Here is an 18,833-nt window from a genome sequence, read left to right as displayed (position 1 = left end):
CGCGGGGGTGTGGACCCCGGGCGGGTGGACGAGCTGTTGGGGTGTGCGGGGTCGGGGGCGGTAGCTGGACGGTTCGGGGACGGCAGGGGGCGGGCGACCGGGGCGGAGAACAGGGCGTTCTCCGCCCCGGTCGCCGTCCTCGTGCGGGGCGCTTAGCGTGGTGGAGAACTTGATCAGGGGGGTGCACCTGGACGCCTGGAGGCCACGATGGATCGCCCGTCCGACTCCGCCGCGGAGCCGCCCGAGCCCGGCGTGCGGACCACACCGCCCGACGGCGGCTCGGCCCCGCACACCGGCGGGAAGCACGAGCACCGATGGCTGATCCTCGCCGTCATCGGCATCGCCCAGCTGATGGTCGTCCTCGACGCGACCATCGTGAACATCGCCCTGCCCTCCGCCCAGAAGGACCTCGGCTTCAGCGACGGCAACCGGCAGTGGATCGTGACCGCGTACGCGCTCGCGTTCGGCAGCCTGCTGCTGCTCGGCGGGCGCATCGCCGACCTGGTGGGCCGCAAGGCCGTCTTCATCGCCGGGCTCGTCGGCTTCGCGGCGGCCTCGGCGCTCGGCGGCGCCGCGACCAGCTTCGGCATGCTGGTCTTCGCCCGCGCCCTGCAGGGCGTGTTCGGCGCGCTGCTCGCGCCGGCTGCGCTGTCGCTGCTGACCACGACGTTCACGGACCCGCGCGAACGCGCCAAGGCGTTCGGCATCTACGGCGCCATCGCCGGCGCCGGCGGCGCGGTGGGCCTGCTGCTCGGCGGTGTGCTCACCGAGTACCTGGACTGGCGCTGGTGCCTTTACGTGAACCTGCTCTTCGCCGTGGTGGCGATCGTCGGCGGGGTGCGGCTGCTGCACGGCGGACGGCCCACCGACCGGCCGGAACTGGACGTGCCGGGCACCGCCCTGGTCTCCGTCGGCCTGTTCTGCATCGTCTACGGGTTCTCGAACGCCGAGACGCACTCCTGGGGCAACTGGCTGACCTGGGGCTTCCTCGTCATCGGAGTGGCGCTGCTGGCCGCGTTCACCTGGTGGGAGCTGCGGGCGCCGCATCCGCTGCTGCCGATGCGCGTGATCCTGGACCGGGACCGCGGGGCGTCGTACCTCGCGATGTTCATCTCCGGTGCGGGCATGTTCGGCGTGTTCCTGTTCCTGACGTACTACTTGCAGCAGATCCTCGCGTACTCGCCGGTGATCACCGGTGTGGCGTTCCTGCCCATGGTGGCGTGCATGGTCTTCTCGTCGGTCGTCACGACGAACTACCTGGTGCCCCGGCTCGGGCCGAAACCGATCGTGCCGCTCGGCATGGCCCTGGCCGCCGGCGGCATGGGCTGGCTCACCGCTCTCGATCTGCACAGCACCTACGCGGCGCACGTGCTGCCGCCGCTGCTCGTCGCCGGTATCGGCCTCGGTCTGGTCTTCGCCACCGCGATGAACCTCGCCACGGCCGGCGTCGCCCACCACGACGCGGGCGTCGCCTCCGCGATGGTGAACACCAGCCAGCAGGTCGGCGGTTCGATCGGTACGGCGCTGCTCAACTCCCTGGCCACCACCGCCGCGACCAACTACCTGGTCGGCAAGCGGCCCTCGCCGCTGGTGCAGGCGGAGGCCTCCATGGAGAGCTACTCCACCGCGTTCTTCTGGTCCGCGCTGTTCTTCGCGGTCGGCTTCGTGGTGACGCTGGTGCTGTACCGGCCCGGGGTGCCGAAGTCGGCGGCCACCGGGGAGGCCGCGCCCATGTGACGGGCGGCCCCTGACCCCGCGCGCGGGACCCGGTTCGGCGCGTCCGCCCAGGGGGCATACCCCTTCTGCAAAGTCCGCCCGTCCGGCCGCGTGCCGGGCGGGCGGACGGTGCCGGTACGGGGGACGTCAGGGGAACAGGGGGACCGGCGATGCGCGGTGTGCCGTACGAGACGTATCAGGTGGACAGCGAACAGCTCGCGACGGCCTTCGTCGAAGTGGCGGACGCCGCGGTCCGCGGCTCCGCCCAGGCGCTGGCCGCGCTCGTCGGCTGCTGCACGGCGCTGCTCGGCGTGCCCAGCGCGTCGGTGGTGCTCAAGCCGCCCGCGGGGCGCGTGGACATGGCCGCGTCGGACGACCGGGGGCTGCGCCTGGAGCGGGCCTCGCTGTCCTGGGGCGAGGGGCCGGGCGCCGACTGCCGCGCCTCGGCCCAGCCCATCCGCGGCGTGCCCCTCGCGCACCCCTACGCGCGGGCGAACTGGCCGTCGTACACGGCGATGGCGCGGTCGCTGGGTTTCGCGGGCGTGGTCGCGGTGCCGCTGCGCACGGCGGACCGGGCGGTCGGCTCGCTCAGCCTGCTGTCGGAGCGGGCGGGCCCGCCGGGGGCGCTGCAACTGCGCCTGGGCCAGCACCTGGCGGACGCGACGGCCCTCGGCGTGCTCCCCCGCGGCCTCTCCTGACCCCGGCGGCGGGCCGCTCGCTCCCGGCGCGGGCCGCGCAGGACCGCGTCCGCCCCGCGTACTCGCGGACCCCCGGCACCTGCACCGAGACTGTCCTCATGACCGACGGGACGAAGCGAACGAAACGCAGCGCGGGTCTGCTCCTCTTCCGCCGCACGCCGGACGGGCCCGAGGTGCTGCTGGGGCACATGGGCGGGCCGTTCTGGGCGCGCAAGGACGCGGGGGCCTGGAGCGTCCCGAAGGGCGAGTACCCGCCGCAGGAGGCGCCCTGGGACGCGGCGCGGCGCGAGTTCCAGGAGGAGCTGGGGGTGCCCCCGCCGGAGGGCACCGCGCTGCCGCTGGGCGAGACGGTGCAGGCGAACGGCAAGCACGTCACCGTCTGGGCCCTGGAGGCGGACTTCGACCCGGCGGACATGGTGCCGGGCACCTTCACCATGGAGTGGCCGCGGGGCTCGGGCCGGACGGCGGACTTCCCCGAGCTGGACCGCGTCGCGTGGTTCGGCCTGGACGCGGCACGAGTGGCTGTGGTGAAGGGACAGGCCGTCTTCCTGGACCGGCTCGCCGCGCAGCTCTGAGCACGCCTCGCCGCTCAGGTTGCAGGCCGTCGCGACCGGGTACGCGGAGGAGCCCCCCGCGTTGCGCCGCCCCGCGCCGCGCGGGAAGGTCGAAGGAACCGTGCACAGGAGGTCGCCCCCATGCCCATCGCGACGGTCAACCCCGCGAACGGCGAGACAGTGAAGACGTACGACGCCCTCTCCGCCGAGGACATCGAGGAGAAGCTGGCCCTGGCGGCCCGGACGTTCGACTCGTACCGCACGACGTCGTTCTTCGACCGGGCGCGGCTGCTCCAGCAGGCCGCAGACCTGCTGGACGCGGACACCCCGGACATCGCCCGCGTCATGACGACGGAGATGGGCAAGCCGATCGCGGCGGCGCGCGCCGAGGCGGCGAAGTGCGCGAAGGCGATGCGCTGGTACGCGGAGAACGCGCAGCACCTGCTGGCCGACGAGCACCCCGCGGAAGCGGACGTGAAGGACTCCGGGGCCGCGCGGGCGCACGTGCGCTACCGGCCGCTGGGCGTGGTCCTCGCGGTGATGCCGTGGAACTTCCCGTTGTGGCAGGTCGTCCGGTTCGCGGCGCCCGCCCTGATGGCCGGGAACGTCGGTCTGCTCAAGCACGCGTCGAACGTCCCGCAGACCGCGCTCTACCTCGAGGACCTGTTCCGCCGGGCCGGTTTCCCCGAGGGCTGCTTCCAGACGCTCCTGGTCGGCTCGGGCGAGATCGAGGCCATCCTGCGCGACGAGCGGGTGGCGGCGGCGACCCTCACCGGCAGCGAGCCGGCCGGGCGCTCGGTCGCCGCGATCGCCGGGGACGAGGTGAAGAAGACGGTCCTGGAACTGGGCGGCAGCGACCCGTACGTGGTGATGCCGTCGGCGGACGTCGCCAAGGCCGCGAAGACGGCGGTGACGGCCCGGGTGCAGAACAACGGCCAGTCGTGCATCGCGGCCAAGCGGTTCATCGTGCACGAGGACGTCTTCACCGAGTTCCGGGACGCCTTCGTCGAGGGGATGCGGGCGCTGAAGGTGGGCGACCCGCTCGACGAGTCGACGGACGTCGGCCCGCTCGCCAGCGAGCAGGGCAGGACGGACCTGGAGGAGCTGGTCGACGAGGCCGTCGAGTCCGGCGCGACCGTGCTCTGCGGCGGGCAGCGGCCCAAGGACCTCGCGCAGAGCGGCTGGTTCTACGAGCCGACGGTCCTCACCGACATCCGCCCCGAGATGCGCATCCACCGCGAGGAGACGTTCGGTCCGGTCGCCACGCTGTACCGGGTCGCCGACCTGGACGAGGCGATCGCGGTGGCCAACGACACGCCGTTCGGGCTGAGTTCCAACCTGTGGACCGGCGACGAGGACGAGATCGAGCGGTTCGCCCGGGACAGCGGGGCGGGCGGGGTCTTCGTCAACGGCATGACGGCCTCGCACCCGGCGCTGCCCTTCGGCGGCGCGAAGCGCTCCGGGTACGGGCGCGAGCTCGCGGGCCACGGGATCAAGGAGTTCTGCAACATCACCACCGTCTGGGTCGCCGCCTGAGCCACAGGCGAACTCCCTGGCGAACGATCGAAACGCTCAACTTGGTCGCTCCTCTTGAGCGTTTGAAACTCCGGGTGCTAGAAACCGCTTACTCCCCCGCGGCCCTCCAGCATCCGGAGTTCTTCCATGACCTCACAGACGCCCGCCTCCCCGTCCCCCGCCGCGCCGTGGTCGCGGCGCGGCTTCCTCGCCTCGACCGCGGCCGCCGGGGCCGCTCTCGCCGTCGGCCTCCCCCACCAGGCGTCCGCCGCGGCCGGGGCGGCGCCGACCGGGACGGCCGCGGCGGACGACGAGTTCGCCACCCTGCGGGCGAAGTGGCGGGCCCTGTGCCTGGGCGAGGGGTTCAGCCCGACCGCCGAACCCTTCCGGTCCAAGCTCGCCACGCTCGGCACCCAGGCGACGGCCTGGCGCGACACCATGGCCCCGGCCGACGGCTCGCTCTGGCCGGACGCGGTCTTCGGCGACCCGGACCCCGACACGGACACCGAGTCCTACGGCTACTCCGAGAGGATCCAGACCAGCTATGAGCGCATCCGGTCCATGGCGGAGGCGTTCTGCCAGCCCGGCACCGGCCTCACCGGCGACGAGAGCCTCAAGGCCGCCGTCCTGACCGCCGTCGACCACATGGGCACCCAGGTCTACAACGCGTCCCTGGCCCCGTACGGGAACTGGTACAACTTCCAGATCGGCGCCCCGCAGCGGCTCCTCGACATCGCGATCCTGATGTACGAGCACCTGAGCCCCGCGCAACTGGCCGCCGCCGTCGCGGCGGTCGACCACTTCGTGCCGGACTCGCTGGTCGCCTCGTACACGGGCACCAGCACCGGCGCCAACCGCATCGACCTGTGCCGCGTCCTCGCGCTGCGCGGCATCCTCGACGGCACCGCGGCCAAGGTCGCGCTGGCGCGGGACGCCGTCGCGCCGGTCTTCCCGTACGTCACCTCGGGCGACGGCCTGTACGCGGACGGCTCGCTGATCCAGCACACGTACGTGCCCTACACCGGCTCCTACGGCGCGGTCCTCATCGACGGCCTGAGCAAGCTCTTCGCGCTGCTCGGCGGCTCCACGTGGGCGATCACCGACAGCGGGCGGCAGATCTTCCTGGACTCGGTGGAGGACGCGTACGCGCCGTTCCTGCACGACGGCCTGATGATCGACAACGTCTCCGGGCGGGCGATCAGCCGCGGCCTGGTCGCCACCGACCCGCTCAGGATCCAGCAGGACGACCACCTGCGGGGGCATGCGGTCATCGCGTCGATCCTGCTGCTGGGGCAGGGGGCGAGCGCCGCGGAGAACGCGCGCTGGCGGGCGCTGGCCAAGGGCTGGTACACGCGCGACCGCTACAGCGACGTGACGACCGGCCGCACGCTCGGGGTCGCCGCCCTGTCCCGGGTCACGGCCCTGCTGGGCGACGCCGCCGTGAAGCCGGCCGCCGAACCGGTCGGCCACCGCGTCTTCCCTGCGATGGCGCGGGCGACGCACCGCAGCAAGCGGTTCACGGCCTCGGTGGCGATGTCCTCGAAGGCGATCACCTTCTACGAGACCGGCAACGGCGAGAACGTCCGCGGCTGGCACACCGGTTCGGGGCTCCTCTCGTGGTGGGCCGAGGGCGACAGCGCCGGCGGCGGCCAGTACAGCGACGGCTTCTGGCCGACCGTGGACCCCTACCGGCTGCCCGGCACGACGGTCTCGCGCAAGCCGCTCGCGGACGCCGAGGGCGGCGCGTGGGGCGCGGCGCGGCCCGCCACCACCTGGGTGGGCGGTGCGACGGACGGCACGTACGGGGTGCTCGCCCAGGACGTGCGGGGCCTGTCGTCGACGCTGCGGGCCAAGAAGTCCTGGTTCTTCCTCGACGACGCGGTGGTGTGCCTGGGCGCGGGCATCACCAGCACCGACGGCGCCGGGGTCGAGAGCGTCGTCGACAGCCGCAACCTGGGGGCGAAGGGGACGGCGCGCCTGACGGTCGACGGGCGCCCGCAGCCGGTGCGTCACCCCTGGAACGCGGTGTTCCCGCACGCCCGGTGGGCCCACGTCGCGGGCCACGGCGGTTACGTCTTCCCCGGAGGTACGTCCCTGACCGCGCTGCGCGAGGAGCGCACGGGCACCTGGAAGAGCATCAACGGCGGTGGTTCGGACGACCCGGTGACGCGCCGGTACGCGACCCTGCTCGCGGACCACGGCACCGACCCGGCGGACGCCTCGTACGCCTACATGCTGCTGCCGGGGGCGAGCGAACTGCGCACGGCGGCCAGGGCCCTGGACAGCCACTGGCTGGCCGTCGACGTCAACTCCGGGGCGCGGCAGGGTGTTCGGGTGCCGTCGCTGGGCTTCACCGGGGTGACGTTCTGGGAGGCCGGGACGGTCGGTGCGCTGACGGTCGACGCGCCGCTGGTCGTCCAGGTGCGGGAGCGGCGCGACGGCACGGCGACGGTGTCGGTGAGCGACCCGAACCGCGCGGTCCGGGCCGCGACGCTGGTCTGGCGGCGCCGGGTGCGGTCGGTGACGGCCAAGCCGGGGTCGGTCGTGGCGGCCGAGCCGGGGCGGGAGCTGCGGCTCACCTTCGGCGACCTGGGCGCGACGGGCGGCGTCACCCAGAAGGTCACCGTCCGGCTCGGGTGAGCGGGGGCGCGGCGCACGAGGCGCGCACCCGCAACTCCGGGAGCACGTCGATGTGGTGACCCGGCCCGGGAGCCTCCGCCGCTCCCGCGAGCCGGGTCAGCAGCAGTTCGGCGGCGCGCCGGCCCACGGTCCGCTTGGCCGGGGCGACCGCGGTCAGCGGCAGGTCGGCGAGCGCGGCGATCTCGTCGTCGTAGGTGATCACGGAGAGGTCCTCGGGTACCCGGACGCCGTGGGCGCGCAGCCGGGGCACGAGGACGATCGCGTCGGCGTCGCTGTGCAGGATCGCGGCGCTCGCCCCGTGCTCCGCGACGGCCGCGCGCAGGAAGGCGAAGGTCCGCTCGAACCGCTCGGTCTCGGTGGCGGCGGGCTCGTGCGCCGGGGCCGGTCCGGGGACGGCGCGCAGCCCGAGGGCCGCCACCGCCGCCTCGAAGCCGCGCCGCAACTGCGCGGTGGTGGGCGACTCCTGGGCCGCCAGGACGAGGGTGCGGTGGCCGAGCGCGGCCAGGTGCCGGACGGCCTCGGCGGCGCCGTGGGCGTGGTCGGAGCGGACCCGGTCGAGGGCGGCGGCCGGGTGCCCGAGCGGTGCCGAGCGTTCCACCAGGACCGTCGGCACGGGCCGCTCGGTGATCCGCAGCCCCTCCCCCGGGCCCGGCACGCCCCGCTCCCAGCTGGGGGTCAGGAGCAGGCCGTCGGCGCCCGCCGCGAGCAACCGCTCGACCTGCGCGGAGTCCTCGCCCGGCAGGTACCGCGACAGGCCGACGACGAGGCGGGCGCCGCGCTCCTCGACGGCCTCCCGCGCGCCGCGCACCACTTCCGCGTAGTAGTACTCGGTGGTCGGCACCACCATGCCGATCACCGCCCCCGCGGCCGGCCGCGGTTTCGGGCCCGGGAGTTCGGCGCTCTCGCCGGGCCAGACCACCGCGCCGTGCAGCCGTTCGAGGCGGCCCTGGGCGGCGAGGGCCTCGACGTCGCGGCGCAGGGTGACCGGGGAGACGTCCAGTTCGCGGGCGAGGTCGGCGACGCGCAGGGTGCCGCGCTCGCGCAGCAGTTCCAGGACGCGCGTGTGGCGCCGGTCGACGTGCAGCCGCATGTGTCCGGCCCTCCCCGTTGCTCCAGGTTGCCCCTGGTTGCCCCTGGTTGCCCCTGGTTTCTCCTGGTTGCTCCGCCGGCCGTCCCCGGCAGGCGCATCATCGTATCGATCGTCCGCGCTCAGAACGATCCCGGTGGACGGCGCGATGCGGGCGTCCGGTGCGCGGGCGCCGCGTCAACTGCCGTGCCCGGGGCCGCTCAGGGGGTGGCCCCCTCGGGGAGCAGGGACTCGATGTCGCTGGGCAGCAGGCCGCTGGGAAGCTCGCTGGGCAGGTCGGTCGGGAGCCCCGTCGGGAGCCGGGACGGCAGTTCGCTCGGCAGCGCGGAGGGCAGTTCGCTCGGCAGGCCGCTGGGCAGCTCGCTCGGCAGGCTCAGCGACGGCGACGGTGCGGCGGGACGGCTGCTCCCGTCCGGCGAGGGCTTGTCGTCACCGTCCGAGGAGCGCGTCGCCACGATCACGACGACGGCGACGATCACCACGGCGGCGACCAGTACGGCGAGCCACAGGTACGGGCGCCTCCCGGGGCGCCGGGGCTCCTGGGGCGGCGGAGCGCCGTAGGGCCCGCCGGGCGGCGGGCCGAACCCGCCGCTCCAGGGCGGCCCGTCACCGGGCGGCGGGGGCGGCTGCTGCGGGGGCGGCGGAGGCACGGGCGGAGGCAGGGACATGCCCCCAGGGTCCCGGCCCAGGGGCCGCCGCGCGACCCCCTGACCCGATGTGCCGCCCCGCCACCGGACCGTCGGTCAGCCGCGCGCGGCGAGCAGGTGGTCCATCGCGAGCTGGTCCAGGCGCTCGAAGGCCATCCCGCGCTCGGCGGCGGCGTCGACGTCGAACTCCTCGTACGCGCTCTTGTCCGCGAGGAGCGCGGCGACCCCGTCGGCGGCCGTCGGCTGCGTCAGCTCGTCCAGGCGGGACGCGCGCAGCGCCTCCTGCACCTCGGGGTCGGCGCGGAAGGCGGCCGCGCGGTCCTTGAGGATCAGGTAGTTGCGCATGCAGCCCGCGGCCGACTCCCAGACGCCGTCGAAGTCCTCGGTGCGCGGCGGCTTGAAGTCGAAGTGCCGGGGGCCCTCGTAGCCGGCGCTCTCCAGCAGGTCGACGAGCCAGAACGCGGCGCGCAGGTCACCGGCGCCGAAGCGCAGGTCCTGGTCGTAGCGGGTGCCGTGCTGGCCGTTGAGGTCGATGTGGAAGAGCTTGCCCGCCCACAGGGCCTGGGCGATGCCGTGCGGGAAGTTGAGGCCCGCCATCTGCTCGTGGCCGACCTCCGGGTTGACGCCGTACATCTCCGGGCGCTCCAGGCGCTCGATGAACGCGAGGGCGTGCCCGACGGTGGGCAGCAGGATGTCGCCGCGCGGCTCGTTCGGCTTGGGCTCGATGGCGAACTTGAGGTCGTAGCCCTGCTCGACCACGTATGCGCCGAGGAGGTCGAAGGCCTCCTTCATCCGGTCGAGGGCGGCGCGCACGTCCTTGGCGCCGCCGGACTCGGCGCCCTCGCGGCCGCCCCACGCGACGTACGTCTTCGCGCCGAGTTCGGCGGCGAGGTCGATGTTGCGGATGACCTTGCGCAGCGCGTAGCGGCGCACGTCGCGGTCGTTGGCGGTGAAGCCGCCGTCCTTGAAGACCGGGTGGGTGAAGAGGTTCGTCGTGGCCATCGGCACGACCATGCCCGCGGCGTCCAGGGCCTGCCGGAAGCGCTTGACGTGGGACTCGCGCTCGGTGTCGGAGGATCCGAAGGGGATCAGGTCGTCGTCGTGGAACGTGACGCCGTACGCGCCGAGCTCGCTGAGGCGCCGCACGGACTCGACCGGGTCGAGCGCGGGCCGGGTCGCGTCGCCGAACGGGTCGCGTCCCTGCCAGCCGACGGTCCACAGGCCGAAGCTGAACTTGTCCTCGGGGGTGGGCTGGTACGTCATCTTGCGGCTCCCTCGCCGTACGCGGACATGGCAATGTCGTGCCGCCCGCCTATTTCGTCATGGCGCTTTACAAATTAGTATGCAGGCACGCCGCTGGGAAGAGGCGGCCCGGATCCGGCCTTTTCCGGCCTGCCCGGGCCCGCACCCGTCCCGCACCCGTCCTGCCTCGTCCCGCCCCGGGACCGCCGGAGATTCAGGAGAGCCGCATGTCAGCTGCCGATGGTCCCTTCGTCGTCGGGGTGGACAGTTCCACGCAGTCCACGAAGGCCCTGGTCGTCGACGCCGCCACGGGCGCGGTCGTGGCGAGCGGGCAGGCCCCGCACACGGTGACCTCGGGCGCCGGCCGGGAGAGCGACCCCGAGGAGTGGTACACCGCGCTGCGCTCGGCGCTCGACCAGTGCGGTGACGCGGCGCGCCGGGCCGCGGCCGTCTCGGTCGGCGGGCAGCAGCACGGGCTCGTCACGCTCGACGCGGCCGGCCGCCCGGTGCGCCCGGCGCTGCTCTGGAACGACGTGCGCTCCGCGCCGCAGGCCCGGCGCCTCGTCGACGAGCTGGGCGGGGCGAAGGTGTGGGCCGAGCGGTTCGGCAGCGTGCCGGGCGCCTCGTTCACGGTCGCGAAGTGGGCGTGGCTGGCCGAGCACGAGCCGGAGGCCGTCCGGGCGACCGCGGCGGTGCGGCTGCCGCACGACTACCTGACGCAACGCCTCACCGGCGCGGGCACGACGGACCGCGGCGACGCGTCCGGCACCGGCTGGTGGGCGTCGGCGACCGAGGCCTACGACGAGGACGTCCTCGCCCGCGTCGGCCTCGACCCGGCGCTGCTGCCGAGGGTGGTCGGCCCCGGCGAGGTCGCCGGCACGGTCCATGCGGGCGCGGGTGAACTCCCTTTCTCCGAAGGCACTTTGGTGGCCGCGGGCACCGGGGACAACGCGGCCGCCGCGCTCGGCCTCGGACTGCTGCCCGGCACGCCCGTGCTGAGCCTGGGCACCTCGGGCACGGTGTACGCCCTGTCGCGGCGCCGGCCCACGGACCCGAGCGGCACCGTCGCCGGGTTCGCCGCGGCCCACGGTGACTGGCTGCCGCTCGCCTGCACCCTGAACTGCACGCTCGCGGTGGACCGGATCGCCACGCTGCTCGGCCGGGACCGCGAGGCCGTCGAAGGGGGCGGCACCGCCACGATCCTGCCCTACCTGGACGGCGAGCGGACCCCGGACCTGCCGCACGCCTCCGGCCTGCTGACCGGGCTGCGGCACGACACGACGGGCGGGCAGCTGCTCCAGGCGGCGTACGACGGGGCGGTGCACGCGCTGCTCGGGGCGCTCGACCACGTCCTGGACGAGGACGCCGACCGGTCCGCTCCCCTGCTGCTGATCGGCGGCGGCGCGCGCGGCACGGCCTGGCAGCAGACGGTGCGCCGCCTGTCGGGCCGCCCGGTCCAGGTCCCCGAGGCCCGCGAACTGGTGGCGCTGGGCGCCGCCGCCCAGGCCGCGGGCCTGCTCACCGGCGAGGACCCGGCGGCCGTCGCCCGCCGCTGGGAGACCGCCCGCGGCCCCGTCCTGGACCCCGTCCCGCGGGACGAGGCGACGCTGGAGCGGATCTCGGGGGTACTGGCGGGGGCGTCCTCCTTGCTGGAGGGGGCGTGACGGGCGAAGTCGCCGGGGAGGGGCGGCCGACCTGCGCGCGTCGCCGCGCGCACGTCCTGGGAGCATGACCGCATGACCGCACCACTGCACCGGTCCCGTCCGGGGACGCCCGACACCCAGCAGGGCATGCGCCGCCGCAACCTGTCCCGCGTGATGTACGCGGTCGCCGCCGAGGGCCCGCTCTCCCGGGCCGCGGTGGCGGGGCACATCGGGCTGACCCGGGCCGCCGTCTCCACGCTCGTCGACGAGTTGATCCGGGCCGGTCTGCTGGAGGAGCTGGGGCCGCAGCGGCCCGGCGGCGTCGGCAGGCCCGGCTCCGCGCTCGCGGTCAGCGGCCGGGGCCCGGCCGGGCTCGGCGCGGAGGTGGGTGTCGACCATCTCGCCGTGTGCGCGGTGGACCTGCGCGGCGAGGTGCGGGCCCGCGCCGAGCTGCGGACCGGCAACCGGGGACGCGCGCCGCTGCCCGTCCTGACCGATCTCGCAGCGCTGGTGCGGCAGGTCACCGAGGAGGCCGCCGCCGCGGGACTGCGGCCCGCGGGGCTCGCCGTCGCGGTCCCCGGCCTGGTGGCGCGCGGCACCCACACCGTCGTACGCGCCCCGAACCTGGACTGGCACGACACGGACCTGGCCGGGCTGCTGCCCGGCGGCATGCCGCTGCGCGTCGACAACGAGGCGAACTTCGGCGCGCTCGCCGAACTCTGGCTCGCCGCCGACGCCCCCGCGGACTTCCTGCACGTGTCGGCGGAGATCGGCATCGGCGCGGCCCTCGTCGTCGACGGCCACCTCTTGCGCGGCACGCGCGGGTTCGCCGGGGAGCTGGGCCATGTGCCGGTCCGCCCGGAGGGCCCGGCCTGCCCCTGCGGGGGACGCGGCTGCCTGGAGCAGTACGCGGGCGAGGAGGCGGTGCTGCGGGCGGCGGGTGTCGCGCCGGGCGCCGACCGGGTCAGCCTGCTCGCCGAGCGGGCGGCGGCCGGCGACGCGGACACCCGCCGGGCGCTGCGCGGCGCGGGCACGGCGCTGGGCATCGCGCTGACCGGCGCGGTGAACCTGCTCGACCCGCGCGCGGTGGTCCTGGGCGGCGCGCTCTCGCGCCTCGCGCCCTGGCTGCTCCCCTCCCTGGAGCGGGAGTTGACGCGCCGCACCGCCACGCCGGCGGACGGGGTCGCCGTCTCCCGACTCGGCCCGGACGGCCCCCTGCTCGGTGCGGCGCACTCCGTGGTGCGTGGCGTGCTCGACGATCCGATGGGAGTGGCGCCGGGGGCGTGACGCGCGCCGACGCGGGGCCACGCCGTGGGTGGGCGCCGCGCCGGATGCCAGAGGTTCGGACCTCTGACGTGCGGTTGTGCACAACAGGCGAGTTGTCAACAGGTGCGCCGCGTCCTCTTCCGCGCCGCCCGGCGGGGCCCGTACCGTGAGGCGGGTGGGGCACCGCACCTCCCGTCCGGCGCCCCGCGAGTTGAGCGCGTGCCGGCGCTCACCCCGGTTCCCCCCACCGTCCGACGCCCTTCGTCACGCTGTACGTCAGAGAGGCAGGATCGTCATGGACCGCGCAAGACACCTCCCCCACCCCAGCCGCCGCCGGCTCCTCCAGGCCGGTGCGCTGGCCGCCGTACCGGGGGTGCTGCTGCCCGCGGGCCGGGCCGGCGCCCAGGCGGCCGCGGTCGACTACCCGGGGGCCGAGTCCGTCCCCGCCACCCCCTCCAACTACACGGTGTCGAACCGGCCGACGTCCTACCGCGTCGACCGCGTCATCATCCACGTCACGCAGGAGACGTACGCGGACGCCGTCAAGATCTTCCAGAACCCGGCCAAGCAGGTCTCCATCCACTACCTCGTGCGCTCCTCCGACGGGCACATCGCGCAGTGCGTGCGCGAGAAGGACGTGGCCTGGCACGCGGGGAACTGGGACTACAACACGCGCAGCATCGGCATCGAGCACGAGGGCTGGGTCGACAAGCCGGAGTACTTCACCGACGCCATGTACGAGAAGTCCGCGGCCCTGACCGCGTCGGTCTGCGCGCGGTACGGCATCCCGATGGACCGCGCGCACATCCTCGGCCACATCGAGGTGCCGGGAACCGATCACACCGACCCGGGCCCGTACTGGGACTGGTCGCGCTACATCAAGATGGTCAACTTCGCCTGACCCCACCCGGCGCATCCCAGCACCCCCCGGCGCGCTCTCTCGACCGGCTCCCCGGCCGCGCTCCCCTCGATCGGCTCCCCGGCCGCGCTCCCCTCGGCACGCTCCCCCGCCGCGCTCCTCCCGGCCCCCTCAGGCCGGAGCGGCATGTGCCACCTCGGGCGATCCGTGCCGCGCGCCTTGTCGGCCGGCACCTCCGGGGCGACGATGTCCCCACCGCATCGCCGTCCTGGAGGCCGACGTGACCGATCCCTGGGTCGCCCTGGAGCCGGGCGCCGATCCCTGTGAGCGGGTCCGGGCGGTGCGCCGCGCCCACGACCGGTTCACCGAGGCGGGCACCGTCGCCGACCCGGTGCGCCCGGTCGTCGCCGCGTCCTGGCGCCGCTCGGCGGGCGCGCACGTCAGTCCGGACGCGGCGGCGGCGGTCGAGCTGACCGACGGCGACCTCGCGGCCTACCGCGCGGAGCATCCCCTGGCCCGCGTGATGCCGTTGTTCCGCGAGTTGATGGGCACCTTCGCGACGGACGGGGAGCATCTCCTCGCCGTCTGCGACGCGCAGGGCCGGCTGCTGTGGGTCGAGGGGCATGCGGCCACCCGGCGGCAGGCGGGCGCCATGAACTTCGTGCCGGGCGCCCGCTGGTCGGAGTCGGCGGTCGGGACGAACGCGCCGGGCACCGCGGTCGCCGTGGACCGGGCCGTACAGGTCTTCGCCGCCGAGCACTTCACCCGGCGGGTGCAGCCGTGGACCTGCGCCGCGGCCCCCGTGCACGACCCGCACTCGGGGCGGCTGCTCGGCGCGGTCGACATCACCGGCGGGGACGGGCTCGCGCACCCGCACAGCCTGGCGTTCGTCCAGGCGGTGGCGCGGGCCGCCGAGTCCCAGCTGGCGCTGCTCGCCCCCGGCCCGGCGGCCGGCCCCCGGCTGCGGCTGTGCGCGCTCGGCCGCGACGAGGCGCTGCTGCTCACCGGCGCCGGGGAGAAAGTCCGCCTCAGCCGCCGCCACAGCGAGCTGCTCGTCCTCCTCGCCCGCCACCCGGAGGGCCTGACCGGCGACGAACTGCTGTGCTGCCTGTACGAGGACGAGTCGGTCACACCGGTGACGCTGCGGGCCGAACTGGCCCGGCTGCGGCGGGTGCTGGGGCCCGGTGTGCTGGTCTCGCGTCCCTACCGTCTCGCGGTCCCGGTCGACGCGGACCTGACGACGGTCGAGCGGCGGCTCGGCTCGGGCGCGGTGACGGCGGCGGCGGCCGCGTACGCCGGTCCGCTGCTCCCCGGCTCCCAGGCCCCGGCGGTCGTGCGGATCCGGCGCAGGCTCGCCGACGGGCTGCGCGCGGCGCTCGTGGCGCGCGGCGATCCGGACCTGCTCGCGGACTGGGCGCACGCACCCTGGGGCGAGGACGACCTCGGCGTCTGGCAGGCGCTCGCCGCGGCGCGGCCCACCCCGCCGGTCCTGGCCCGGCTCGCCGCGCTCGACGAGGAGCAGCGCGCGCCGTACGCAACGTAGCCGCAACGTCCCGGTGCCTAGCCTCCCGGCGACGGCTGCCCGACGGCGGGCGGCCCGCACAGGAGGCCAGCCACGATGACCCGTTATTCCGCGCCCGGCACGCAGGGCTCCCTCGTCTCCTACCAGGCCCGCTACGACCACTTCATCGGCGGCGAGTACGTCCCGCCGGCCCGTGGCCAGTACTTCGAGAACCCGAGTCCGGTCAACGGGCAGCCGTTCACCGAGGTCGCCCGGGGCACCGCCGAGGACGTCGAGCGCGCCCTCGACGCCGCGCACGGCGCCGCGCCCGCCTGGGGCCGCACCTCCGCGGGGGCCCGCGCCGACGTGCTGTGGAAGATCGCCGACCGCATGGAGCAGCACCTCGAAGAGCTCGCCGTCGCCGAGAGCTGGGAGAACGGCAAGCCGGTCCGCGAGACGCTGGCCGCCGACATCCCCCTGGCCATCGACCACTTCCGCTACTTCGCGGGCGCCGTCCGCGCCCAGGAGGGCAGCCTCTCGGAGCTCGACGACGACACGGTCGCGTACCACTTCCACGAGCCGCTCGGCGTCGTCGCGCAGATCATCCCCTGGAACTTCCCGATCCTGATGGCGACATGGAAGCTGGCGCCCGCCCTCGCGGCCGGGAACGCGGTGGTCCTCAAGCCCGCCGAGCAGACGCCCGCGTCGATCCACCTCTGGATGAGCCTGATCGCGGACCTGATCCCGCCGGGCGTCGTCAACATCGTCAACGGCTTCGGCGTCGAGGCGGGCAAGCCGCTGGCCTCCAGCCCCCGGGTCGCGAAGGTCGCCTTCACGGGCGAGACGACGACGGGCCGGCTGATCATGCAGTACGCCTCGGAGAACATCAAGCCCGTCACCCTCGAACTCGGCGGCAAGTCCCCCAACCTCTTCTTCGACGACGTCTGGGCCCAGGACGACGCCTTCCGCGACAAAGCGCTTGAGGGCTTCACGATGTTCGCCCTCAACCAGGGCGAGGTCTGCACCTGCCCGTCGCGCGCGCTGATCCAGCAGGGCCACTACAGCGAGTTCCTCGACGCGGCGATCGCCCGCACCGAGGCCATCGTGCCCGGCCACCCCCTCGACACCGACACGATGATCGGCGCCCAGGCCTCCAACGACCAGCTCCAGAAGATCCTCTCGTACCTGGACATCGGCCAGCAGGAGGGCGCGAAGGTCCTGACCGGCGGGCAACGCGTCGAGCACGACGGCGAGTTGGCGGGCGGCTACTACGTCCAGCCCACCATCTTCGAGGGCTCCAACCGCATGCGGATCTTCCAGGAGGAGATCTTCGGCCCGGTCGTCTCGGTCGCCTCCTTCACCGACTTCGACGACGCCGTCAAGATCGCCAACGACAGCCTGTACGGCCTCGGCGCCGGCGTCTGGACCCGCGACATGAACACGGCCTACCGCGCGGGCCGCGCGATCCAGGCGGGCCGCGTCTGGACGAACTGCTACCACGCGTACCCGGCGCACGCGGCGTTCGGCGGTTACAAGCAGTCGGGGATCGGCCGGGAGAACCACAAGATGATGCTGGAGCACTACCAGCAGACGAAGAACCTTCTGGTGTCGTACAGCCCGAAGAAGCTCGGCTTCTTCTAAAGCTCCGAGCCGGGTGCACCCGGGCCGGGGGCGAGGGAAGCGCAGGCGAGGAGGCGTGCGGGCCGGCGCTCGTGGCGGTGGTGCGCGGCGCCGGACGGGAGTTCGCCGGGGCGGGTTCCCAGGGCGGTCGAATCCGTCCGCCCTCGCGGCGGTACGGTAATCGACAGTCGATCGCGTGTTCCGTGATCGCTGACCCAGGAGGGGGTTTCATGAAGCACCGCCGCCCGCGCCACCGTCACAGAGTGATCGCCAAAGCGGCTGGTCCGGCGGGGGCGCTGGCCATCGCGCTGGCCATGGCGACGACGCCGGCGATGGCCGCCGGGAAGTCGTCCGACAAGCCCGCGCCCACCGGTCCCCCGGCCGACCAGCCGGACCCGGCCACGCCCTGGGCGCCCGAGAACGACGAGGGCCCGCAGCACCACAAGTTCGCGCAGCCCGAGGCGCTCCGGTCCGCCCGCACGGCCGCGTCCCCGCAGCGGCTCACCATTCCCGCGCCGAGCGGCCAGCACAGCGTGGGCATGGTCGGTCTGCACCTCGTCGACAAATCCCGTCCGGACCCGTACGTACCCGGCAGCAAGTCCCGCGAGCTGATGGTCACGCTCTGGTATCCGGCCACCGCCACGTCCGGGCACTACCAGGCGCCGTGGCTGTCGTCGATCGCCGGCGCCCACTTCCTCGCCGGGCGCGGGCTGTCGACGCAGCAGGTGTCGGTGCCGACGACCGCGGGTCACGTCCTCGCCCCGGTGAAGACCAGCCTCGGCAAGCTGCCCGTCCTGCTGTACTCGACCGGGCTGCACTCGGACCGCGCGATGGGCACCACGCTCGCCCAGGACCTCGCCAGCCGCGGCTACCTCGTCGTCACCGTCGATCACACCCATGACGCCAACGAGGTGCAGTTCCCCGGCAGCCGGCTTGAGCTCAACAAGATGCCGGCGGGCGCCCACTCCAGGGACACGCTCAAGGTACGTGCGGCGGACATGAAGTTCGTGATCAACTCCCTCACCACGATCAGCACCGGGGGAAATCCGGACGCCGGCCACGCGAAGCTCCCCTCAGGGCTGACGAAGTCGGTGGACACCTCCCGGATCGGGATGTTCGGCTGGTCGCTGGGGGGCGCCGCGGTCACGGACTCCATGCAGCTCGACAAGCGGATCGACGCCGGTGCCAACCTGGACGGCCAGTACTTCGGGACCGCGCCGAGCAAGGACCTGGACCGCCCCTACATGCTGTTCAGCTCCGCCGGCCACAACCGCGACACCGACAGCACGTGGCGCACGATGTGGTCGCACCTGAAGGGTTACCGGGTCGACATCAAGCTGGCCGGCGCGGCACACCTGTCGTTCAGCGACAACGAGTACCTGGTGCCGCAGTGGGCGCCCCTGCTCGGGATCTCCAAGTCGGCGATCCAGCAGCAGTACGGCACGATCGCCCCGGCCCGGGCGGCGAAGGTCCAGCGTGACTACCTCGCCGCCTTCTTCGACCAGGAGCTGCGCAAGAAGCACAGCACCCTGCTCGACAAGCCCAACAGCGCGTACCCGGAGATCTCCTTCGTCCGCTGAAACGGTTGCCCGAAGGGCCGGACCGCACCCGGGTCCGCCCTTCGGCGCGTGCGGCGGCGGCGCCGACGGGCCGCCGCCGCGCAGCGATTTGTGTCACGTACGCCACTCAGGGCCTAAATGTGATGGTCACGTGATCGCAAGACGCTACGATGTGGGCTTTGTCGAACAATTGAGCGCTCGGCGCCGATTCGAGGAAGGACCGCTGCCCTGTCCTCCGCACCCCGGGCGCCGCGCCGGCACCGCACCCGCCGCCGCGCCGACATGC

14 protein-coding genes are annotated in these 18,833 nt (G+C 74.2%); 11 read left to right on the top strand and 3 right to left on the bottom strand.

The window, feature by feature from the left end:
* Positions 1-207 precede the first annotated feature (207 nt).
* From ACIBW6_RS17940 to ACIBW6_RS17920, 5 genes are all read left to right on the top strand, one after another.
* Positions 208-1,737, top strand: coding sequence for an MFS transporter (locus ACIBW6_RS17940; protein ID WP_399060543.1), 1,530 nt, complete (start codon positions 208-210; stop codon positions 1,735-1,737).
* 149 nt (positions 1,738-1,886) lie between these two features.
* Positions 1,887-2,414 (top strand): GAF domain-containing protein, encoded by a 528-nt coding sequence (locus ACIBW6_RS17935; protein WP_399060540.1) that lies wholly within the window; start codon positions 1,887-1,889, stop codon positions 2,412-2,414.
* Between the two features lie 98 nt (positions 2,415-2,512).
* Positions 2,513-2,989, top strand: a complete 477-nt coding sequence (locus ACIBW6_RS17930) for an NUDIX domain-containing protein (protein WP_399060538.1) — start codon at positions 2,513-2,515, stop codon at positions 2,987-2,989.
* A gap of 120 nt (positions 2,990-3,109) precedes the next feature.
* Complete coding sequence (locus ACIBW6_RS17925; protein WP_399060536.1) at positions 3,110-4,504, top strand: NADP-dependent succinic semialdehyde dehydrogenase; 1,395 nt, start codon at positions 3,110-3,112, stop codon at positions 4,502-4,504.
* Positions 4,505-4,630: 126 nt separating this feature from the next.
* Positions 4,631-7,123 carry a polysaccharide lyase 8 family protein gene (locus ACIBW6_RS17920; protein WP_399060534.1) on the top strand — a complete coding sequence of 831 codons (2,493 nt, stop codon included), beginning with the start codon at positions 4,631-4,633 and terminating at the stop codon, positions 7,121-7,123.
* Here the strand turns inward: ACIBW6_RS17920 and ACIBW6_RS17915 are convergent.
* From ACIBW6_RS17915 to xylA, 3 genes are all read right to left on the bottom strand, one after another.
* Positions 7,104-8,213, bottom strand: coding sequence for a substrate-binding domain-containing protein (locus ACIBW6_RS17915; RefSeq protein ID WP_399060532.1), 1,110 nt, complete (start codon positions 8,211-8,213; stop codon positions 7,104-7,106). The two genes, ACIBW6_RS17920 and ACIBW6_RS17915, sit on opposite strands and share 20 nt — an antisense overlap.
* 197 nt (positions 8,214-8,410) lie before the next feature.
* Positions 8,411-8,878, bottom strand: coding sequence for a hypothetical protein (locus ACIBW6_RS17910; RefSeq protein WP_399060530.1), 468 nt, complete (start codon positions 8,876-8,878; stop codon positions 8,411-8,413).
* 75 nt (positions 8,879-8,953) lie between these two features.
* Complete coding sequence (gene xylA, locus ACIBW6_RS17905; RefSeq protein WP_399060528.1) at positions 8,954-10,120, bottom strand: xylose isomerase; 1,167 nt, start codon at positions 10,118-10,120, stop codon at positions 8,954-8,956.
* Positions 10,121-10,326: 206 nt separating this feature from the next.
* On the opposite strand from xylA, the gene xylB reads away from it, so the two are divergent.
* The 6 genes from xylB to ACIBW6_RS17875 all read left to right on the top strand — a co-directional run bounded on the left by xylB (position 10,327) and on the right by ACIBW6_RS17875 (position 18,568).
* Positions 10,327-11,763, top strand: coding sequence for a xylulokinase (gene xylB, locus ACIBW6_RS17900; protein ID WP_399060526.1), 1,437 nt, complete (start codon positions 10,327-10,329; stop codon positions 11,761-11,763).
* A gap of 72 nt (positions 11,764-11,835) precedes the next feature.
* On the top strand, positions 11,836-13,029 hold the full coding sequence (locus tag ACIBW6_RS17895) for an ROK family protein (protein ID WP_399060524.1): 1,194 nt from the start codon (positions 11,836-11,838) through the stop codon (positions 13,027-13,029).
* Positions 13,030-13,303: 274 nt separating this feature from the next.
* Positions 13,304-13,909 (top strand): N-acetylmuramoyl-L-alanine amidase, encoded by a 606-nt coding sequence (locus ACIBW6_RS17890; RefSeq protein ID WP_399060523.1) that lies wholly within the window; start codon positions 13,304-13,306, stop codon positions 13,907-13,909.
* Between the two features lie 238 nt (positions 13,910-14,147).
* Positions 14,148-15,410 carry a GAF domain-containing protein gene (locus ACIBW6_RS17885; protein WP_399060521.1) on the top strand — a complete coding sequence of 421 codons (1,263 nt, stop codon included), beginning with the start codon at positions 14,148-14,150 and terminating at the stop codon, positions 15,408-15,410.
* Positions 15,411-15,485: 75 nt separating this feature from the next.
* Complete coding sequence (locus tag ACIBW6_RS17880; RefSeq protein WP_399060519.1) at positions 15,486-17,009, top strand: aldehyde dehydrogenase family protein; 1,524 nt, start codon at positions 15,486-15,488, stop codon at positions 17,007-17,009.
* 242 nt (positions 17,010-17,251) lie between these two features.
* On the top strand, positions 17,252-18,568 hold the full coding sequence (locus ACIBW6_RS17875; RefSeq protein WP_399060517.1) for an alpha/beta hydrolase family protein: 1,317 nt from the start codon (positions 17,252-17,254) through the stop codon (positions 18,566-18,568).
* Positions 18,569-18,833: the final 265 nt, after the last annotated feature.

This window comes from Streptomyces sp. NPDC049813, assembly GCF_044465085.1.
GTDB lineage: Bacteria > Actinomycetota > Actinomycetes > Streptomycetales > Streptomycetaceae > Streptomyces.
This window is presented reverse-complemented; position numbering and strand designations above follow the sequence as displayed.

Coding starts and splice junctions, on each gene's coding strand:
- ACIBW6_RS17940 (WP_399060543.1), top strand. CDS start 208: ATGGATCGCCCGTCCGACTCCGCCGCGGAGCCGCCCGAGCCCGGCGTG.
- ACIBW6_RS17935 (WP_399060540.1), top strand. CDS start 1,887: ATGCGCGGTGTGCCGTACGAGACGTATCAGGTGGACAGCGAACAGCTC.
- ACIBW6_RS17930 (WP_399060538.1), top strand. CDS start 2,513: ATGACCGACGGGACGAAGCGAACGAAACGCAGCGCGGGTCTGCTCCTC.
- ACIBW6_RS17925 (WP_399060536.1), top strand. CDS start 3,110: ATGCCCATCGCGACGGTCAACCCCGCGAACGGCGAGACAGTGAAGACG.
- ACIBW6_RS17920 (WP_399060534.1), top strand. CDS start 4,631: ATGACCTCACAGACGCCCGCCTCCCCGTCCCCCGCCGCGCCGTGGTCG.
- ACIBW6_RS17915 (WP_399060532.1), bottom strand. CDS start 8,213: ATGCGGCTGCACGTCGACCGGCGCCACACGCGCGTCCTGGAACTGCTG.
- ACIBW6_RS17910 (WP_399060530.1), bottom strand. CDS start 8,878: ATGTCCCTGCCTCCGCCCGTGCCTCCGCCGCCCCCGCAGCAGCCGCCC.
- xylA (WP_399060528.1), bottom strand. CDS start 10,120: ATGACGTACCAGCCCACCCCCGAGGACAAGTTCAGCTTCGGCCTGTGG.
- xylB (WP_399060526.1), top strand. CDS start 10,327: ATGTCAGCTGCCGATGGTCCCTTCGTCGTCGGGGTGGACAGTTCCACG.
- ACIBW6_RS17895 (WP_399060524.1), top strand. CDS start 11,836: ATGACCGCACCACTGCACCGGTCCCGTCCGGGGACGCCCGACACCCAG.
- ACIBW6_RS17890 (WP_399060523.1), top strand. CDS start 13,304: ATGGACCGCGCAAGACACCTCCCCCACCCCAGCCGCCGCCGGCTCCTC.
- ACIBW6_RS17880 (WP_399060519.1), top strand. CDS start 15,486: ATGACCCGTTATTCCGCGCCCGGCACGCAGGGCTCCCTCGTCTCCTAC.